This is a genomic window from Enterobacter cloacae complex sp. GYL001, from assembly GCF_049237125.1.
Taxonomy (GTDB): Bacteria; Pseudomonadota; Gammaproteobacteria; order Enterobacterales; family Enterobacteriaceae; genus Enterobacter; species Enterobacter hormaechei_C.
In genome coordinates this window covers 23,031-39,545 of the sequence record NZ_JBMKGW010000005.1, presented here as the reverse complement: position 1 = coordinate 39,545, position 16,515 = coordinate 23,031, and the positions used below count along the sequence as shown (strand labels likewise).

At 55.7% G+C, this 16,515-nt stretch carries 17 protein-coding genes; 11 read left to right on the top strand and 6 right to left on the bottom strand.

Annotation, left to right across the window (positions count from 1 at the left end; genetic code table 11):
- Positions 1–34: 34 nt before the first annotated feature.
- Genes pspD through pspA form a run of 4 tightly spaced genes read right to left on the bottom strand, consistent with a single transcriptional unit; the run spans position 35 to position 1,573 of the window.
- Positions 35–259 carry a phage shock protein PspD gene (gene pspD, locus ACOTWU_RS11440; RefSeq protein WP_003856857.1) on the bottom strand — a complete coding sequence of 75 codons (225 nt, stop codon included), beginning with the start codon at positions 257–259 and terminating at the stop codon, positions 35–37.
- A gap of 12 nt (positions 260–271) precedes the next feature.
- Entirely contained in the window at positions 272–631 is a 360-nt protein-coding gene (gene pspC, locus ACOTWU_RS11435; protein WP_126498575.1) for an envelope stress response membrane protein PspC, read from the bottom strand.
- A complete protein-coding gene (pspB, locus tag ACOTWU_RS11430) occupies positions 631–855 on the bottom strand; it encodes an envelope stress response membrane protein PspB (RefSeq protein ID WP_003856853.1) in 225 nt (74 codons plus the stop codon). Before pspB ends, pspC begins: the two co-directional genes overlap by 1 nt.
- Before the next feature lie 49 nt (positions 856–904).
- On the bottom strand, positions 905–1,573 hold the full coding sequence (pspA, locus tag ACOTWU_RS11425; RefSeq protein ID WP_015570399.1) for a phage shock protein PspA: 669 nt from the start codon (positions 1,571–1,573) through the stop codon (positions 905–907).
- A 151-nt stretch (positions 1,574–1,724) separates the two neighbouring features.
- Here pspA and pspF point away from each other — a divergent pair, with 151 nt between their 5' ends.
- The 6 genes from pspF (at position 1,725) to sapF (ending at position 8,085) form a co-directional block, all read left to right on the top strand.
- A complete protein-coding gene (pspF, locus tag ACOTWU_RS11420) occupies positions 1,725–2,717 on the top strand; it encodes a phage shock protein operon transcriptional activator (RefSeq protein WP_163375074.1) in 993 nt (330 codons plus the stop codon).
- An 88-nt stretch (positions 2,718–2,805) separates the two neighbouring features.
- On the top strand, positions 2,806–4,446 hold the full coding sequence (gene sapA / locus ACOTWU_RS11415; RefSeq protein WP_017383082.1) for an ABC transporter substrate-binding protein SapA: 1,641 nt from the start codon (positions 2,806–2,808) through the stop codon (positions 4,444–4,446).
- The gene (sapB, locus tag ACOTWU_RS11410) at positions 4,443–5,408 is read left to right on the top strand and encodes a putrescine export ABC transporter permease SapB (RefSeq protein ID WP_017383081.1); all 966 of its coding nucleotides are present in this window, start codon (positions 4,443–4,445) and stop codon (positions 5,406–5,408) included. Before sapA ends, sapB begins: the two co-directional genes overlap by 4 nt.
- Positions 5,395–6,285, top strand: a complete 891-nt coding sequence (gene sapC / locus ACOTWU_RS11405; RefSeq protein WP_003856843.1) for a putrescine export ABC transporter permease SapC — start codon at positions 5,395–5,397, stop codon at positions 6,283–6,285. The genes sapB and sapC overlap by 14 nt, the downstream gene beginning before the upstream one ends.
- Complete coding sequence (sapD, locus tag ACOTWU_RS11400) at positions 6,285–7,277, top strand: putrescine export ABC transporter ATP-binding protein SapD (RefSeq protein WP_003856840.1); 993 nt, start codon at positions 6,285–6,287, stop codon at positions 7,275–7,277. Before sapC ends, sapD begins: the two co-directional genes overlap by 1 nt.
- Position 7,278: 1 nt before the next feature.
- A complete protein-coding gene (gene sapF / locus ACOTWU_RS11395) occupies positions 7,279–8,085 on the top strand; it encodes a putrescine export ABC transporter ATP-binding protein SapF (protein WP_003856838.1) in 807 nt (268 codons plus the stop codon).
- Here sapF and ACOTWU_RS11390 read toward each other — a convergent pair.
- Positions 8,082–8,672, bottom strand: a complete 591-nt coding sequence (locus tag ACOTWU_RS11390) for a TetR/AcrR family transcriptional regulator (protein ID WP_015570397.1) — start codon at positions 8,670–8,672, stop codon at positions 8,082–8,084. The two genes, sapF and ACOTWU_RS11390, sit on opposite strands and share 4 nt — an antisense overlap.
- Before the next feature lie 132 nt (positions 8,673–8,804).
- On the opposite strand from ACOTWU_RS11390, the gene ACOTWU_RS11385 reads away from it, so the two are divergent.
- The 5 genes from ACOTWU_RS11385 to pdeR all read left to right on the top strand — a co-directional run bounded on the left by ACOTWU_RS11385 (position 8,805) and on the right by pdeR (position 15,633).
- The gene (locus tag ACOTWU_RS11385; RefSeq protein WP_126498577.1) at positions 8,805–9,206 is read left to right on the top strand and encodes a RidA family protein; all 402 of its coding nucleotides are present in this window, start codon (positions 8,805–8,807) and stop codon (positions 9,204–9,206) included.
- Between the two features lie 280 nt (positions 9,207–9,486).
- Positions 9,487–10,275 (top strand): enoyl-ACP reductase FabI, encoded by a 789-nt coding sequence (gene fabI / locus ACOTWU_RS11380; protein ID WP_003856831.1) that lies wholly within the window; start codon positions 9,487–9,489, stop codon positions 10,273–10,275.
- A 152-nt stretch (positions 10,276–10,427) separates the two neighbouring features.
- Complete coding sequence (locus tag ACOTWU_RS11375) at positions 10,428–11,414, top strand: CMD domain-containing protein (protein ID WP_015570393.1); 987 nt, start codon at positions 10,428–10,430, stop codon at positions 11,412–11,414.
- Between the two features lie 88 nt (positions 11,415–11,502).
- Positions 11,503–13,437, top strand: coding sequence for an exoribonuclease II (locus ACOTWU_RS11370; protein WP_063931277.1), 1,935 nt, complete (start codon positions 11,503–11,505; stop codon positions 13,435–13,437).
- 204 nt (positions 13,438–13,641) lie between these two features.
- Positions 13,642–15,633, top strand: coding sequence for a cyclic di-GMP phosphodiesterase (gene pdeR / locus ACOTWU_RS11365; RefSeq protein WP_126498677.1), 1,992 nt, complete (start codon positions 13,642–13,644; stop codon positions 15,631–15,633).
- Here the strand turns inward: pdeR and ACOTWU_RS11360 are convergent.
- Positions 15,630–16,499: a crotonase/enoyl-CoA hydratase family protein gene (locus ACOTWU_RS11360; protein ID WP_017384209.1), complete on the bottom strand. Its 870-nt coding sequence runs from the start codon at positions 16,497–16,499 to the stop codon at positions 15,630–15,632. The genes pdeR and ACOTWU_RS11360 overlap by 4 nt on opposite strands.
- Between the last annotated feature and the right edge of the window lie 16 nt (positions 16,500–16,515).

Genomic DNA, 16,515 nt, shown 5'->3' with positions numbered 1-16,515 from the left:
TTCTCTGGGCGAGAAAGGGCTTATGCGGGAGGAACTAGCGTGACAGGTAGCGCCGGGAAACGCGTTTTGCCAGCTTCTGTAACAGCGGCTCCAGAGCGACCGCCAGCATCATTCTGACCGGCTTGCGGGCAACAGACTTGATCGCCCAACCCGCCACACCGGCCGGGCCATAACGTAACGCCGTCATCAGAACCAGTTTACCTGCGATTTTCAGGCCGGGTTTTACCTTCTGACCGGCCTGTTGCCAGTTTTGTTTCATGTAAGTTCTCTCTTAAAGCTGACGAAAACGACTTCTCAGCGTAAAGGTATCGGAGGTGACATAACGTTCCATCTCGCGCAATCGCTTCTCCCCTGCGCTCAGCTGTTCATCCACCGCGTTCAGGAGATCGCTGCTGGTTGGCGTGTTCTCCGCATCCAGCTCACCTTCCGGCATAGGATCGAGTACAAACGACAGGATGATGTATGCCACCAGTGTAATAAAGGCCAGGCCGAAGAAAATCGACAATACGGTGACCACACGCACCAGTTTTACCGGAATATCCAGATAGTGCGCCAGCCCGGCGCAAACGCCCCGAACCATGCCCTGCTGTGGGATCCGCCACAGTTTTTTATTCAGATTCAGTCCAGCCATTACCGTTCCCTCCAGTTCGGGTGTTCCGCGTCCAGGATCGCTTCCAGCGCCTGAATACGTTCGCGCATTTTATTTGCCTCGGCAGAGAGCTGCGCCAGCCGCTGTTGTTCACTCTGCGACAGCTCACCGCGTGAAGAGCGGTTGCTGTAGTGCAGCCATAACCAGATGGGCAGAACAAACAGCACGAAAATGGTCAGGGGTATAGCCAGAAAAAGCGCGCTCATGTGTACTCCTTGTCTTACGATGCGGCACGCTCAGGTGCCGCAGGAATTATTATTGGTTGTCTTGTTTCATTTTGGCTTTCAGCGCAGCCAGTTGCTCGCTAATTTCATCATCGGCCTTCAGGTCAGCAAACTGCTGATCGAGGGTTTTCTGTTTACCGATGCTGTGGCTCTCGGCTTCCGCTTCCATGTGGTCGATACGACGTTCAAACGATTCGAAACGGGCCATCGCTTCATCCAGCTTGCCGCTGTCCAGCTGGCGACGCACGTCGCGAGACGAGCTTGCAGCCTGGTGGCGCAGCGCCAGCGCCTGTTGACGTGCACGGGTTTCGCTGAGTTTGTTTTCAAGCTCACCAATCTCTTTCTTCATACGCGCCAGAGTATCATCCACCAGCGTCACTTCGTGTTCCAGCGTGGCAACCATGTCGGTCAGCTTCTGCTTCTCAATCAGCGCAGCGCGAGCCAGATCTTCTTTATCTTTACGCAGCGCCAGTTCCGCTTTTTCCTGCCATTCGTTAAGCTGGGCAGTTGCCTGCTCGATACGACGCGTTAACTGCTTTTTCTCTGCCAGCGCGCGGGCGGAGGTGGAGCGTACTTCAACCAGCGTGTCTTCCATCTCCTGAATCATCAGGCGCACCAGCTTCTGCGGATCTTCCGCTTTCTCCAGCAGCGAGTTGATGTTGGCGTTCACGATGTCGGCAAAACGAGAAAAAATACCCATAATTCAATCCTCATAGTTCTGTTATCGGGCGATGCCCTGCTGAGTAGTTAATACAAATCCCATGCCAACTTTTTATCTTATTGATTTTACTGAGTGTGATTGATATTTATCCAGCCAGCGGCTATTCTCACCTGGTGAATATCACTAAGGAGTGGTTAATTTCATCATGGCTGAATATAAAGATAATTTGCTTGGCGAGGCCAACAGCTTCCTGGAAGTGCTTGAACAGGTATCGCGCCTCGCGCCACTGAATAAACCGGTGCTGATTATCGGTGAGCGCGGAACGGGTAAAGAACTTATCGCTAACCGCCTGCACTTTCTGTCTGGCCGCTGGGACGGCCCTTTTATTTCCCTTAACTGCGCGGCGCTGAATGAAAACCTGCTCGACACCGAGCTGTTTGGTCATGAAGCTGGCGCCTTCACCGGCGCACAAAAACGCCATCCCGGACGCTTTGAGCGCGCCGATGGCGGAACGCTCTTTCTCGACGAGCTGGCGACCGCGCCGATGCTGGTGCAGGAAAAACTGCTGCGCGTCATTGAGTACGGTGAACTGGAACGCGTTGGCGGCAGTCAGCCCCTCCAGGTCAACGTTCGCCTGGTATGCGCCACCAACGCCGACCTGCCCGCGATGGTGGCTGAGGACAAATTCCGCGCCGACCTGCTGGACAGGCTGGCTTTCGATGTTGTACAGCTGCCGCCGCTGCGGGAGCGGCGCAGCGATATCATGCTGCTGGCCGATCAGTTTGCCATTCAGATGTGCCGGGAACTGGGTCTGCCTCTCTTTCCGGGCTTCAGCGAACGGGCCACCGGGACCCTGCTCGGTTACCACTGGCCGGGCAATATTCGTGAACTGAAAAACGTGGTGGAACGGTCCGTTTACCGGCATGGCAGCAGCGAGACCGAACTGGACAACATTATTCTCGATCCTTTTCGGCGCGAGGAGAAACAGCTCCCTGCTCCGGCGACGCGCCAGCAGGCTCCGGCGTTGCCGCTCGATTTACGCCACTTCCAGCATCAGCAGGAGCAACAGTTGCTTGAGCAGAGCCTGAAAGAGGCGAAATATAATCAGAAACGGGCAGCTGAACTGCTGGGCCTGACCTACCATCAGTTAAGGGCATTGCTCAAAAAACATCAAATGCGCTGACATTATCAGCACTTACCCCCAGACATTTTTACGAAGCAGGCGTAAGTGCGATACACTTTGCAGATCGAATCTAAAAACCTTAAAAACTATGCGCCTGGTTTTATCGTCCCTGTTTGCACTCGGTCTGTTCAGCAATCTGGCCTTTGCTGCGCCCGATCGCGCTGTGCCTCCTGATATCCGTGATAGTGGTTTCGTCTACTGCGTCAGCGGGCAAGTTGATATTTTTAATCCGCAAAAAGCGGGGAGCGGCCTGATTGTCGATACGCTGGCCGCACAGCTCTACGATCGCCTGCTCGACGTCGATCCTTATACCTATCGGCTGGTTCCGGAGCTTGCTGAAAGTTGGGAAGTGCTTGATAACGGTGCCACATACCGCTTTCGTCTACGCGATGATGTCGCATTTCAGCACACCCCGTGGTTTACCCCAACCCGTAAGCTCAACGCGGATGACGTGGTTTTCACCTTCCAGCGCATATTCAACCGCAATCATCCGTGGCATAACGTTAATGGCGGGAACTTCCCCTATTTCGACAGTCTGCAATTCGCGGACTCGGTCAAAAGCGTTCGCAAACTGGATAACCGTACGGTTGAGTTTCGTCTGAATCGCCCGGATGCCTCCTTCCTCTGGCATCTGGCGACGCACTACGCCTCGGTCATGTCAGCCGAATACGCGGATCAGCTGACGAAAAAGGATCGTCAGGAACGTCTCGATCGTGAGCCTGTAGGCACCGGTCCGTTCCAGTTAGCAGAGTACCGCGCCGGACAATACATTCGCCTGCAACGCCACGATCGTTTCTGGCGCGGCAAGCCGCTGATGCCGCAGGTTATTGTTGATCTGGGTTCAGGTGGAACAGGCCGACTCTCCAAACTGCTGACCGGCGAGTGCGACGTGCTTGCCTGGCCTGCGGCCAGCCAGTTGACCATTTTGCGCGACGACCCACGCCTGCGCCTGACCCTGCGCCCGGGCATGAACATCGCTTATCTGGCGTTTAACACCGATAAGCCGCCGCTAAATAATCCGGCCGTGCGCCATGCGCTGGCGTTAGCGATCAACAACCAGCGTCTGATGCAGTCGATTTACTACGGTACCGCGGAAACCGCCGCCTCTATTCTTCCGCGCGCCTCCTGGGCCTATGACGGCGAGGCGAAGATTACGGAATATAATCCGGCGAAAGCGCGCGAACAGCTTAAAGCGCTGGGGGCAGAAAACCTGACGCTACAGCTGTGGGTGCCCACCAGCTCTCAGGCGTGGAACCCCAGCCCGCTGAAAACGGCTGAGCTGTTGCAGGCTGATATGGCGCAGGTGGGCGTTAAGGTGATCATCGTGCCTGTCGAAGGCCGTTTCCAGGAGGCGCGTCTGATGGACATGAATCACGACTTAACGCTGGCTGGCTGGTCCACCGACAGTAACGACCCGGACAGCTTCTTCCGTCCGCTGCTGAGCTGTGCGGCAATCAACTCCCAGACCAACTACGCCCACTGGTGTAACCGGGAATTTGATGCCGTGCTGCAAAAAGCGCTGGCGTCTCAACAGCTTGCCTCACGCATTGAGGCCTACGATGAAGCGCAAAATATTCTGGCCAGAGAACTTCCCGTGTTGCCGCTTGCCTCTTCCCTGCGCCTCCAGGCCTACCGTTACGATATTAAAGGGCTGGTACTCAGCCCGTTTGGTAACGCCTCCTTCGCGGGCGTGACCCGTGAGAAAGAACAAGAGGTGAAGAAACCATGATTATATTTACCTTGCGTCGGCTACTGTTACTGCTGGTGACCCTGTTCTTCCTGACCTTTGTCGGCTTTAGCCTGAGCTACTTTACGCCGCACGCCCCGCTTCAGGGCTCATCTCTCTGGGACGCCTGGCTGTTCTGGTTTAATGGCCTGCTGCACTGGGATTTTGGCGTGTCCAGCATCAACGGACAGCTCATCTCCGAACAGCTGAAAGTGGTTTTCCCGGCCACCATGGAGCTGTGTATACTCGCCTTTGGCTTTGCCCTCATGGTGGGGATCCCGGTGGGAATGCTGGCGGGAATTTATCGTAATAAATGGCAGGATAAATTTATTAGCGCGCTTGCCTTAATTGGCTTTTCCATCCCTGTTTTCTGGCTGGCGCTGCTGCTTACCCTCTTCTTCTCACTGACGTTAGGCTGGCTGCCGGTATCTGGCCGTTTTGACCTGCTGTATAACGTGCAAACGGTTAGCGGCTTCGCCATCGTTGACGCCTGGCTTTCTGATTCAGTCTGGCGCGACGAAATGATCGTGAGTGCGCTGCGCCACATGGTGCTGCCGGTGCTTACGCTGGCCGTCGCGCCGACGACCGAGGTGATCCGCCTGATGCGCATCAGCACTATCGACGTCTTCGATCAAAACTATGTGAAAGCCGCCGCCACGCGCGGACTGTCTCGCCTGACGATTTTACGTCGCCATGTGCTGCACAATGCGTTGCCCCCCGTAATCCCACGTCTTGGGCTGCAATTCTCAACCATGCTGACGCTGGCGATGATCACCGAGATGGTTTTCAGCTGGCCGGGCCTTGGGCGCTGGATGATCAATGCCATTCGCCAGCAGGATTATGCGGCGATCTCCGCCGGCGTGATGGTGATTGGCTCGCTGGTCATTATTGTTAACGTTATTTCCGATATTTTGGGTGCCATGGCCAACCCATTGAAGCATAAGGAATGGTATGCCTTACGATAACGTCTACAGCGAAAAGCGCACGCCCGGTGCGCTACGCACCGTGTGGCGTAATTTTTACGGCGACACCACGGCGATGATCGGCTTTTACGGCTGCATTGGCCTCGTGTTGCTGTGCGTTTTGGGTTCGTGGTTTGCGCCGTATGGCATCGATCAGCAGTTCCTTGGCTATCAGCTTTTACCGCCGTCGTGGTCGCGCTACGGGGAGGTTTCGTTCTTCCTGGGGACTGACGATCTCGGACGCGACGTGCTAAGTCGTTTGCTGAGCGGCGCCGCACCTACGGTGGGCGGCGCGTTCGTGGTCACCCTGGCTGCCGCGATCTGCGGCCTGGCGCTGGGCATTTTTGCCGGCTCAACCCACGGGCTGCGGTCGGCCGTGCTTAACCATATTCTTGATACCCTGCTCTCTATTCCTTCGCTGCTGCTGGCGATTATCGTCGTGGCCTTCGCGGGGCCGCACCTCACCCATGCGATGTTCGCCGTCTGGCTGGCCATTCTGCCGCGCATGGTGCGCTCGGTTTACAGCCTGGTTCACGACGAGCTGGAGAAAGAGTATGTCGTCGCCGCCCGTCTGGATGGCGCCACCACGTTTAATATTTTGTGGTTTGCCGTGCTGCCTAACATTGCCGCCGGGCTGGTGACGGAGATCACCCGCGCCCTGTCGATGGCGATTCTGGATATCGCAGCGCTGGGCTTCCTGGACCTTGGCGCGCAGCTCCCTTCCCCGGAATGGGGCGCTATGCTTGGCGATGCGCTGGAGCTGATTTACGTTGCGCCGTGGACGGTCATGCTGCCGGGCGCGGCCATCATGGTGAGCGTGCTGCTCGTTAACCTGCTGGGCGACGGGATCCGCCGCGCAATCAATGCGGGGGTGCAATAATGCCGTTACTCGATATCCGCAACCTCACGATCGAAATTAAAACGGGCGAAGGCTGGGTCAAGGCCGTGGATCGCATCAGTATTACGCTCGCAGAGGGCGAAATCCGCGGGCTGGTGGGCGAATCGGGTTCAGGGAAAAGTCTGATCGCCAAGGCCATTTGCGGCGTGGCGAAGGACAACTGGCGGGTGACCGCCGATCGTATGCGCTTCGACGACATCGATCTGTTGCGTCTCTCCCCGCGCGAACGCCGTAAACTGGTGGGCCATAACGTCTCGATGATTTTCCAGGAGCCTCAATCCTGTCTCGATCCGTCCGAGCGCGTCGGGAAACAGCTGATGCAGAACATCCCCGGGTGGACCTATAAAGGCCGCTGGTGGCAGCGTTTCGGCTGGCGTAAACGCCGTGCCATTGAGCTGTTGCACCGTGTCGGGATCAAAGACCATAAAGACGCGATGCGCAGTTTCCCCTACGAACTGACCGACGGTGAATGCCAGAAAGTGATGATTGCCATCGCCCTGGCGAATCAGCCGCGTCTGCTGATTGCGGACGAACCAACGAACGCGATGGAGCCAACCACCCAGGCCCAGATTTTCCGCCTGCTCACGCGTCTGAACCAGAATAACAACACCACCATTTTGCTGATCAGCCACGACCTGCAAATGCTGAGCAAATGGGCGGATAAAATTGATGTAATGTATTGCGGCCAGACGGTAGAAACCGCGCCAAGCGAAGACCTGGTGACGACGCCGCATCATCCCTACACGCAGGCGCTGATCAGGGCGATCCCTGACTTTGGCAGCGCGATGCCGCACAAAAGCCGGCTGAATACACTGCCTGGCGCGATACCGCTGCTGGAATCGCTGCCCATTGGCTGCCGTCTGGGTCCGCGTTGCCCGTATGCTCAGCGCAAATGCATTGAAACACCGCGCCTGACAGGGCCGAAAAACCATCTGTTTGCCTGTCATTTCCCGCTGAACATGGAGAGAGAGTGAAATGGTCGAAACCTTACTGGAAGTACGTAACCTGAGTAAGACCTTTCGCTATCGCACCGGCCTGTTTCACCGTCAGACCGTCGAGGCTGTTAAACCGCTGAGCTTTACGCTGCGCGAAAAGCAGACGCTGGCGATTATCGGTGAAAACGGCTCGGGCAAATCGACCCTGGCAAAAATGCTCGCGGGTATGGTCGAGCCGAGCGGCGGTGAAATACTGATTGACGATCATCCTCTGGAATTTGGGGACTACTCTTTTCGCAGTCAGCGCATCCGGATGATTTTTCAGGATCCGTCGACGTCCCTGAACCCGCGTCAGCGTATTTCCCAGATCCTGGATTTCCCGCTGCGGTTGAATACCGACCTGGAGCCGGAAGCGCGTCGCAAACGGATTGTCGAAACCCTGCGTCTGGTAGGCCTCCTGCCCGACCATGTCAGCTATTACCCGCACATGCTGGCCCCGGGCCAAAAACAGCGTCTCGGTCTGGCCCGCGCGCTGATCCTGCGCCCGAAGGTCATCATCGCCGACGAAGCGCTGGCGTCGCTGGATATGTCGATGCGTTCGCAGCTCATTAACCTGATGCTGGAGTTACAGGAAAAGCAGGGGATCTCGTATATTTACGTGACTCAGCATCTGGGCATGATGAAGCACATAAGCGACCAGGTGCTGGTGATGCACCAGGGAGAAGTTGTCGAGCGCGGCAGTACCGCTGACGTACTGGCCTCCCCGCTCCATGACCTGACGAAACGCCTGATTGCCGGACACTTTGGTGAAGCGTTGACGGCGGACGCGTGGCGTAAAGATCGTTAGCCGCTGCGTAACCCGCTTGCCAGCAGAGTAAACACCTCTATGGCATGCGGGAGAGTCTTCTGCGGTTCATCACTCGCGGCAATCAGCAGAGCCGCATTCAGAGCAGCGCCATTCAGCAGATGGGCTGCGACTCTGGCATCCATCTTTTTGATTACGTTGCACTCCATCATTTTTTCGATGGTCTGACGGGTCGACTCAAGGCAGCTGTTCTGGCTGGGCCATTGCGCCGGGTCGCCCAGAACAGCCGGACCGTCAAGAAGGACGATACGCTGAACTTCAGGAACGAGCGCCATTTTGATATAGGCGATGCCCTCCGCCAGCAGTCGCTCCCAGTCATCTTCGGCGGCGGCGGCAATCGCTTTTGCGTTTGCTGCCATTTCGCTGTCTATCTGCGCGACCACCGCCGCCAGTAATCCCTTCTTATCGTTGAAATTATGATATAGCGCGCCGCGTGTTAACCCCACGCTTGCCGTGAGTTCATCCATTGACGCTGCGGCATAGCCTTTTTCAGCAAACGCCTTCCGCGCCGCCTGAATCATTTTCTCGCGATTTTCCTGGGCCGTTTCAGCGCGACGTTTTGTAGCCATGGGACTTCCTTAATTAAGCGATAACTATAATTTGACATACGCGACGTATGTGAATTACATTTTTCACATACATCGCGTATGTTACTTCTACCGCGTAAGCACAACAATACCTCTGACAGAAAAGGAAAAGCCATGCCTTCACGTGATCCCGTCTTCCCGGCTAACCGACATGCCCTCTATGAAGAGCATGGCTATTCAGCTGCAATCCGCTCTGGCGATCTGTTATTTGTTTCCGGTCAGGTTGGCAGCCGCAGCGATGGCACACCTGAACCCGACTTTCCCGCTCAGGTGCAGCTGGCGTTCGATAATTTACGGGCGATCCTGGCAGCCGCGGGATGTACTTTTGACGATCTGATCGATGTCACGACGTTTCATACCGATCCTGAAAACCAGTTTCCCGTCATCATGGAGGCGAAAAAACTGGCATTTCCGCACGCTCCTTACCCAAACTGGACAGCAATAGGCGTTAACTGGCTTGCGGGTTTTGATTTCGAAATTAAGGTTATCGCCAGAATCCCCTCGTCAACGAATTAAGATCCGGCTGTATAAGCGTGAAGCTCCGGGCAGTCTCTGGTTGGATGAGGCGAACCCCGCGTGCGGTGATATACTGCTGGGATACACACGAAACAGCCTGATGAAGAGTCAGTTCAACCTCTTCCGTGAGCCCATTCACGGCGCAGGAGCGAGAAATATCGTGACACAAGGGGCTGTGAGTGGGCTATAATTTCGAGCTAATTTCGAATGATTTTGAAATACTGCCTGTAACACTATGAATTACAAGGCAAAATAAGCAATGAATATAAGGATTAAAGCTATGGGTTTTCTTTCCGGTAAGCGCATTCTGGTGACTGGCGTTGCCAGCAAACTGTCCATCGCATACGGCATCGCACAGGCAATGCATCGCGAAGGCGCTGAGCTGGCGTTCACCTACCAGAACGACAAGCTGAAAGGCCGTGTTGAAGAATTTGCCGCGCAGCTGGGTTCCAGCATTGTTCTGGAATGTGACGTTGCACAAGACGAAAGCATTGATGGCATGTTTGCTGAACTGGCAAAAGCATGGCCGAAATTCGACGGTTTTGTTCACTCCATCGGCTTCGCTCCTGGCGACCAGCTGGACGGCGACTACGTGAACGCGGTTACCCGTGATGGCTTCAAAATCGCCCACGACATCAGCTCCTACAGCTTCGTTGCAATGGCAAAATCCTGCCGCGCGATGCTGAACCCGGGCGCAGCCCTGCTGACTCTGTCCTACCTCGGCGCAGAACGTGCTATCCCTAACTACAACGTTATGGGTCTGGCGAAAGCGTCTCTGGAAGCCAACGTGCGCTACATGGCGAACGCGATGGGTCCTGAAGGCGTGCGTGTTAACGCTATTTCTGCGGGTCCAATCCGTACCCTGGCCGCTTCCGGTATCAAAGATTTCCGTAAAATGCTGGCACACTGCGAAGCGGTTACCCCGATTCGTCGTACCGTTACCATCGAAGATGTGGGTAACTCTGCGGCATTCCTGTGCTCTGACCTTTCCGCGGGCATCTCCGGCGAAGTGGTTCACGTTGACGGCGGCTTCAACATCGCTGCAATGAACGAGCTGGAAATCAAATAAGCTTGTCACTCTCTTCCCGCCAGGGAAGAGAGTTTCCTCCCGCCCCGCCCCTCGTTATTCCGTTCAGCTATTTGTTATCACCTAACAATATTTTTCCCCTCATCCGCCTTACGCCAGGATATTGATCGCCATTTTGAGATCAAGGAACGCCCATGGAACAACGCCGTTTTTCCGGCAAAGGCCACTGGTATCATGAAACCCAGTCGAATCATTCGCAGACGGACGTTCTGCCGCTGGTGCCCGAAGCCGCTAACGTCGACGACCGTTTTTTGCTCGATCTAGCCCTGCCCGATGACATTCTCGCAAGCTGTGCTGGTTGGCTTACGCCTGCCCGAACCCTCTGTCATCTTTTGTTCCCACTTGATACTCCCGTGAACCGTCTGCATACGCTCAGCGCCTACGACAGGCTGAGCACGGCATTAACGGTTGCCCAGGCCTGTGGCGTTCAGCGGCTCTGTAACCACTACGCTGCTCTGCTCGCCCCTCTTCCGGGGCCGGACTCCTCCCGGGAAAGCAATCGACGCCTTGCAGAAATTACCCAGTATGCCCGCCAGTTAGCCAGCTCACCCGATGTCATCGATGATAAAGCCCAAAACCAGCTTGATGAGGTTGGACTCACAACGTATGACATTGTGCTTATCAACCAGATCATCGGCTTTGTCGGTTTTCAGGCGCGAGTGGTCGCGGTATTTCAGGCATTGCTTGGCCATCCGGTACGCTGGCTGCCCGGGCATCACATTCAGCCCCATACGCTGCCGGTCAGCTTCAGCAGATGGACCGCCACGCTACCCGCGGTTGAGCTAAAATATGCCAGTGCGCTTCAGCTTGAGGCGCTCTCACGCTGGCAGGCGGAACCGGCGCTTGAAGCGCTTACTCCTGTGCTGTGTCATGAGCCGATGCTGCTTGATCTGACGGGCGAAATTCTGCTTAACCATCCGCGAAGTGAAGGCCCCGCGTCTTCGATGCTCTCAGCCGCTCGTGCGCTGCTTGTCGCCTCTCCGGATCGCTTTAGCGCCGCCCAGTTAACGCCCCTGACCGGGTCAGGTCTCTCGCCAGAGAAGGCCATCAACCTGCTTACCCGAGATGCATTTTATGGCTGGCTGGACCGTCTGCGCGTGGCGCTCGGCAAAGAGGAATAACCATACTCTTTACCTAAAGAGCGCTTGCTGTAGCAGTGAGATTCGCGTAAAACTGTCAGCCGCTCAATGGCTACGAAAATAGAACATTATGTTTCAGGACAACCCGCTGCTAGCGCAGCTTAAACAGCAACTGCATTCCCAGACGCCGCGTGCAGAAGGGGTCGTAAAAGCCACGGAAAAGGGCTTTGGCTTTCTTGAAGTTGACGGGCAGAAGAGCTACTTCATTCCGCCTCCTCAGATGAAGAAAGTGATGCATGGCGACCGCATTTCGGCCGTTATTCATACCGAAAAGGAACGAGAGTCTGCCGAGCCGGAAGCACTGATCGAACCTTTCCTGACCCGCTTTGTCGGGAAAGTGCATAAAAAAGACGATCGTCTTTCTGTCGTGCCGGATCATCCTCTCCTGAAAGATGCTATTCCGTGCCGCGCCGCGCGTGGCGTTGAGCATGATTTTGTTGAGGGCGACTGGGCGGTGGCCGAGATGCGCCGCCATCCTTTAAAAGGCGATCGCGGTTTCTACGCCGAGCTTACCCAATACATTACCTTCGGCGACGACCATTTCGTCCCATGGTGGGTGACGCTAGCGCGCCACAATCTCGAAAAAGAAGCGCCTGAGGGCGTGGCGACTGAAATGCAGGACGAAGGTCTGGAACGTCGCGATCTGACGGCGCTGGACTTTGTCACCATTGACAGCGCCAGCACCGAGGATATGGACGATGCGCTGTATGCCGAAGAGACAGCCGATGGCAAACTGCATCTGACCGTCGCCATTGCCGACCCTACCGCATGGATTGTCGAAGGCAGCAAGCTGGACGAGATGGCCAAAGTGCGTTCGTTCACCAACTACCTGCCGGGCTTTAACATTCCGATGCTGCCGCGTGAACTCTCCGACGATCTTTGCTCGCTGCGTGCGCATGAAGTGCGTCCGGTGCTGGCCTGTCGGATGACCATTGCGGCTGACGGTACCATTGAAGAAGATATTGAATTCTTCGCCGCCACCATCGAATCCAAAGCCAAGCTGGCCTATGACGACGTGTCCGACTGGCTGGAGAACACGGGTAGCTGGAAACCTGAGTCCGACAACATTGCCGCACAAATTCGTCTGCTGCACCGCGTCTGCCTGAGCCGCAGCGAATGGCGTCAAACTCACGCGCTGGTCTTCAAAGATCGTCCGGACTACCGTTTTGTGCTGGGTGAAAAAGGTGAAGTGCTGAATATTGTCGCTGAGCCGCGCCGTATTGCCAACCGCATCGTTGAAGAAGCGATGATATCCGCCAACATTTGTGCCGCCCGCGTGCTGCGCGACAAATTAGGCTTTGGCATTTACAACGTGCACACCGGGTTTGATCCAGCGAACACCGAAGCGCTGGCTGCCCTGCTGAAAACCCATGACGTACACGTCGATCCTGAGGAAGTGCTGACCCTGCAAGGTTTCTGCAAACTGCGCCGCGAGCTGGACGCACAGCCGTCAGGGTTCCTTGACAGCCGTATTCGCCGCTTCCAGTCCTTTGCGGAAATCAGCACCGAGCCAGGCCCGCACTTCGGCCTTGGTCTTGAGGCTTACGCGACCTGGACCTCCCCGATCCGTAAGTACGGCGATATGGTTAACCATCGTCTGCTGAAAGCGATCATCAAAGGGGAATCTGTTGCCCGCCCACAGGATGATACGACGTTGCAGATGGCAGAACGTCGCCGTCTCAACCGTATGGCGGAGCGTGATGTCGGCGACTGGTTATACGCGCGCTTCCTGAATGATAAGGCAGGGACTGACACCCGTTTCCCGGCTGAAATCATTGACATCAGCCGCGGCGGTATGCGCGTTCGTCTGGTGGATAATGGCGCCGTTGCCTTTATTCCTGCCCCGTTCCTGCATGCCGTTCGCGACGAACTGGTTTGTAGCCAGGAAAACGGGACCGTGCAAATTAAAGGCGAAACGGTTTACAAGGTCACTGACGTGATTGATGTCACCATCGCTGAAGTGCGCATGGAAACCCGCAGTATTATCGCGCGCCCTGCCGCCTGATAACCGCGTAAACTTCCGGCCGTTCCGTTAAGGGGTGGCCGGGAGTTCTCACCTGAATTATCTCCCGCAAAATCATCGTTTTTTCTCACACTTTTCTGTTTCCCATCGCCACATTTCGCCAGAATTATCTACAGTAAAAGAGAGCCGTCATTGTCGACTGCAAATGAATAATTTGTGCGCTACTCAGCAGCCGCGGGAGAAAACGTGATGGACGATCTGGAGCAGAATTTGCTGTTTCGTTACATGGGTACGCATAGCCCCTGGTGGCGACTGACAGCAGACAGCAATGCTCTGCATCTTGCTGCCAGTGAAAGCGCTGACATCATTCAGGTGGTGGCGCTGGATGATGAGCAGGCCGCGCTGATCCGCCAGCTCACCGTGATAACCTCCAGCATTGCCATGACCCTGCCCTTGTACGGTGTGGACGTTCCCGTTCATCTTGTCGGCCGTAAAATTAACAAAAATGAGTGGGCAGGAACGGCATCAGCCTGGAACGATACCCCTTCCGTGGCGCGCGACCTGGCGCAGGGGCTCTCCTTCGCTGAACAGGTGGTTTCCGAGGCTAACTCCGTGATTGTGATCCTCGACCAGAACGGGAATATTCAGCGCTTCAACCGTTTAAGTGAAGAATATACGGGCCTGAAGGAACAGGAAGTTATCGGGCAAAACGTGTTCAAACTGTTTATGAGCCGTAGCGAAGCCGCGGCCTCCAAACGCAACATCACCGGTTTTTTTCGTAACGGCAGCTCGTACGAAGTTGAACGCTGGATCAAGACCCGCAAAGGGCAGCGCCTGTTTCTCTTCAGAAATAAATTTGTTCACAGCGGCAGCGGGAAAAATGAAATTTTCCTCATCTGTTCAGGTACCGACATAACCGAAGAGCGTCGGGCCCAGGAGCGCCTGCGCGTACTCGCCAATACGGATACGATTACCGGTTTGCCTAACCGAAACGCCATCCATGAGCTGATCTCTGATGCCATCACCGCTCGGGCTGACACCCAGGTAGGCGTGGTTTATCTCGATCTGGATAACTTTAAAAAAGTGAACGATGCCTATGGGCATATGTTTGGCGACCAGCTGCTACAGGCCGTTGCGCTGGCGATCCTGAGCTGCCTGGACGAAGGACAAACCCTGGCGCGCCTGGGTGGGGATGAGTTTATCGTGCTGGCCACCGATACCTCGCAGGGCGCGCTGGAAGCCATGGCATCGCGCATACTGACCCGACTTCGTCAGCCTTTCCGCATCGGGCTGATAGAGGTTTACACCGGCTGCTCGCTGGGCATCGCGCTTGCGCCCCAGCACGGTAACGATCGCGAAAGCGTCATTCGTAATGCCGACACCGCCATGTACACCGCCAAAGAAAATGGCCGGGGCAAATTCTGCGTCTTCTCGCCAGAGATGAACCAGCGCGTATTTGAATACCTGTGGCTGGATACCAACCTGCGTAAAGCGCTGGATAACGATCAGCTGTTAATCCACTACCAGCCCAAAATAACCTGGCGCGGCGAAGTCAGAAGTCTGGAGGCGCTGGTGCGCTGGCAGTCGCCAGAGCGTGGCCTGATCCCGCCGATGGAGTTTATCTCCTATGCTGAGGAGTCAGGGCTGATTGTGCCCCTGGGCCGCTGGGTTATGCTTGATGTGGTGCGCCAGGTGGCAAAATGGCGCGACAAGGGGATCAACCTTCGCGTCGCGGTCAACGTCTCCGCCCGTCAGCTGGCGGACCAGACCATCTTCAGCGACCTGAAGCAGGCGCTGAAAGACCTGAGTTTTGAATACTGCCCGATTGACGTGGAATTGACCGAAAGCTGTCTCATTGAAAATGAAGAGCTGGCCCTGTCAGTGATCCAGCAGTTTAGCCGCCTGGGAGCGCAAATTCACCTGGATGACTTTGGTACGGGGTACTCTTCCCTGTCGCAGCTGGCGCGCTTCCCTATCGATGCCATTAAGCTTGACCAGGCTTTCGTGCGGGACATCCATAAGCAGTCCATTTCACAGTCGCTGGTGCGTGCGATAGTCGCCGTGGCGCAGGCGTTAAATTTGCAGGTCATTGCTGAAGGGGTGGAAAGTGCAAAAGAAGACGCCTTTCTGACGAAGAATGGCGTCAACGAACGGCAGGGTTATCTTTTTGCTAAGCCCATGCCCGCTGCCGCATTCGAGCGATGGCTAAAGCGCTATCAGGCCAGAAATGTCCGTTAGCTGGCTTTGCGTAAGCCCGTCGCCTGATGGCGATTTTGCAGCATAACCAGCCGCTCCATGTAGGCGATATCCTTCGGTTCAAGGCAGAAGGCGGCATCAACCCAATCCTCAGTAATGTCCATCAGCTCGCTTCGCGGAAGTGGCAGCACGCGCGTACGCGCACGCAGCATGGCCCTTACGCCGTTGAGCTTCGGCTGTAGCGTGTCGATAAACGTCCGCACCGAAACATAGCTCTGTAACGGCTCGAATAAGAGATCCACAAGACCATACTGCTCATACCATTCCGCCGTATGCGTCTCACCTTTGTAGATCAGCGCCTCCGCCATTTTCATGCCGGCGCGACGCGCCACCAGTGAATAGCCGCCCATGCCCGGGAACAGATTGAACGCGATTTCCGGAAAGCCTAATCGGGCATCGCGCTGGGCCAGAATGAAATGATGCGCCAGCGCGGCTTCAAACCCGCCCCCTAACGCGCTTCCTTCCACCATAGCCAGCGTGACAGCACCGGTATCAAACCCTCGCGAGGCGGCATGAACGCAGTCCACACAAGCCCGGGCATAGGCGCGTAACGCTTCGCGTCGGTTGTTTTTGATGCACTCAACGAAGAACTGTAAATCACCGCCGGTATTGTAGATGTCGGGGACCAGCGATCCGGTGACCCAAAAATCAACGACAAATCCGGACTGTCGAACCAGCCAGGAGAGATTCATGATCTCCTCGATCAGCGCATGATTGAAGCAAGGCCGTGGCGTGGCACGTAACATCATCCACACCGTACGCCGTTCGGCCTCATAATAAGCCGCCAGTTGAGTGAATCGTTCAGCATCAGTAAACAATGTGCAGGTTGTCTGGTTGATAACTGTCATAGTCGAATTCCTCTTA

Coding starts and splice junctions, on each gene's coding strand:
- pspD (WP_003856857.1), bottom strand. CDS start 259: ATGAAACAAAACTGGCAACAGGCCGGTCAGAAGGTAAAACCCGGCCTG.
- pspC (WP_126498575.1), bottom strand. CDS start 631: ATGGCTGGACTGAATCTGAATAAAAAACTGTGGCGGATCCCACAGCAG.
- pspB (WP_003856853.1), bottom strand. CDS start 855: ATGAGCGCGCTTTTTCTGGCTATACCCCTGACCATTTTCGTGCTGTTT.
- pspA (WP_015570399.1), bottom strand. CDS start 1,573: ATGGGTATTTTTTCTCGTTTTGCCGACATCGTGAACGCCAACATCAAC.
- sapA (WP_017383082.1), top strand. CDS start 2,806: ATGCGCCTGGTTTTATCGTCCCTGTTTGCACTCGGTCTGTTCAGCAAT.
- sapB (WP_017383081.1), top strand. CDS start 4,443: ATGATTATATTTACCTTGCGTCGGCTACTGTTACTGCTGGTGACCCTG.
- sapC (WP_003856843.1), top strand. CDS start 5,395: ATGCCTTACGATAACGTCTACAGCGAAAAGCGCACGCCCGGTGCGCTA.
- sapD (WP_003856840.1), top strand. CDS start 6,285: ATGCCGTTACTCGATATCCGCAACCTCACGATCGAAATTAAAACGGGC.
- sapF (WP_003856838.1), top strand. CDS start 7,279: ATGGTCGAAACCTTACTGGAAGTACGTAACCTGAGTAAGACCTTTCGC.
- ACOTWU_RS11390 (WP_015570397.1), bottom strand. CDS start 8,672: ATGGCTACAAAACGTCGCGCTGAAACGGCCCAGGAAAATCGCGAGAAA.
- ACOTWU_RS11385 (WP_126498577.1), top strand. CDS start 8,805: ATGCCTTCACGTGATCCCGTCTTCCCGGCTAACCGACATGCCCTCTAT.
- fabI (WP_003856831.1), top strand. CDS start 9,487: ATGGGTTTTCTTTCCGGTAAGCGCATTCTGGTGACTGGCGTTGCCAGC.
- ACOTWU_RS11375 (WP_015570393.1), top strand. CDS start 10,428: ATGGAACAACGCCGTTTTTCCGGCAAAGGCCACTGGTATCATGAAACC.
- ACOTWU_RS11370 (WP_063931277.1), top strand. CDS start 11,503: ATGTTTCAGGACAACCCGCTGCTAGCGCAGCTTAAACAGCAACTGCAT.
- ACOTWU_RS11360 (WP_017384209.1), bottom strand. CDS start 16,499: ATGACAGTTATCAACCAGACAACCTGCACATTGTTTACTGATGCTGAA.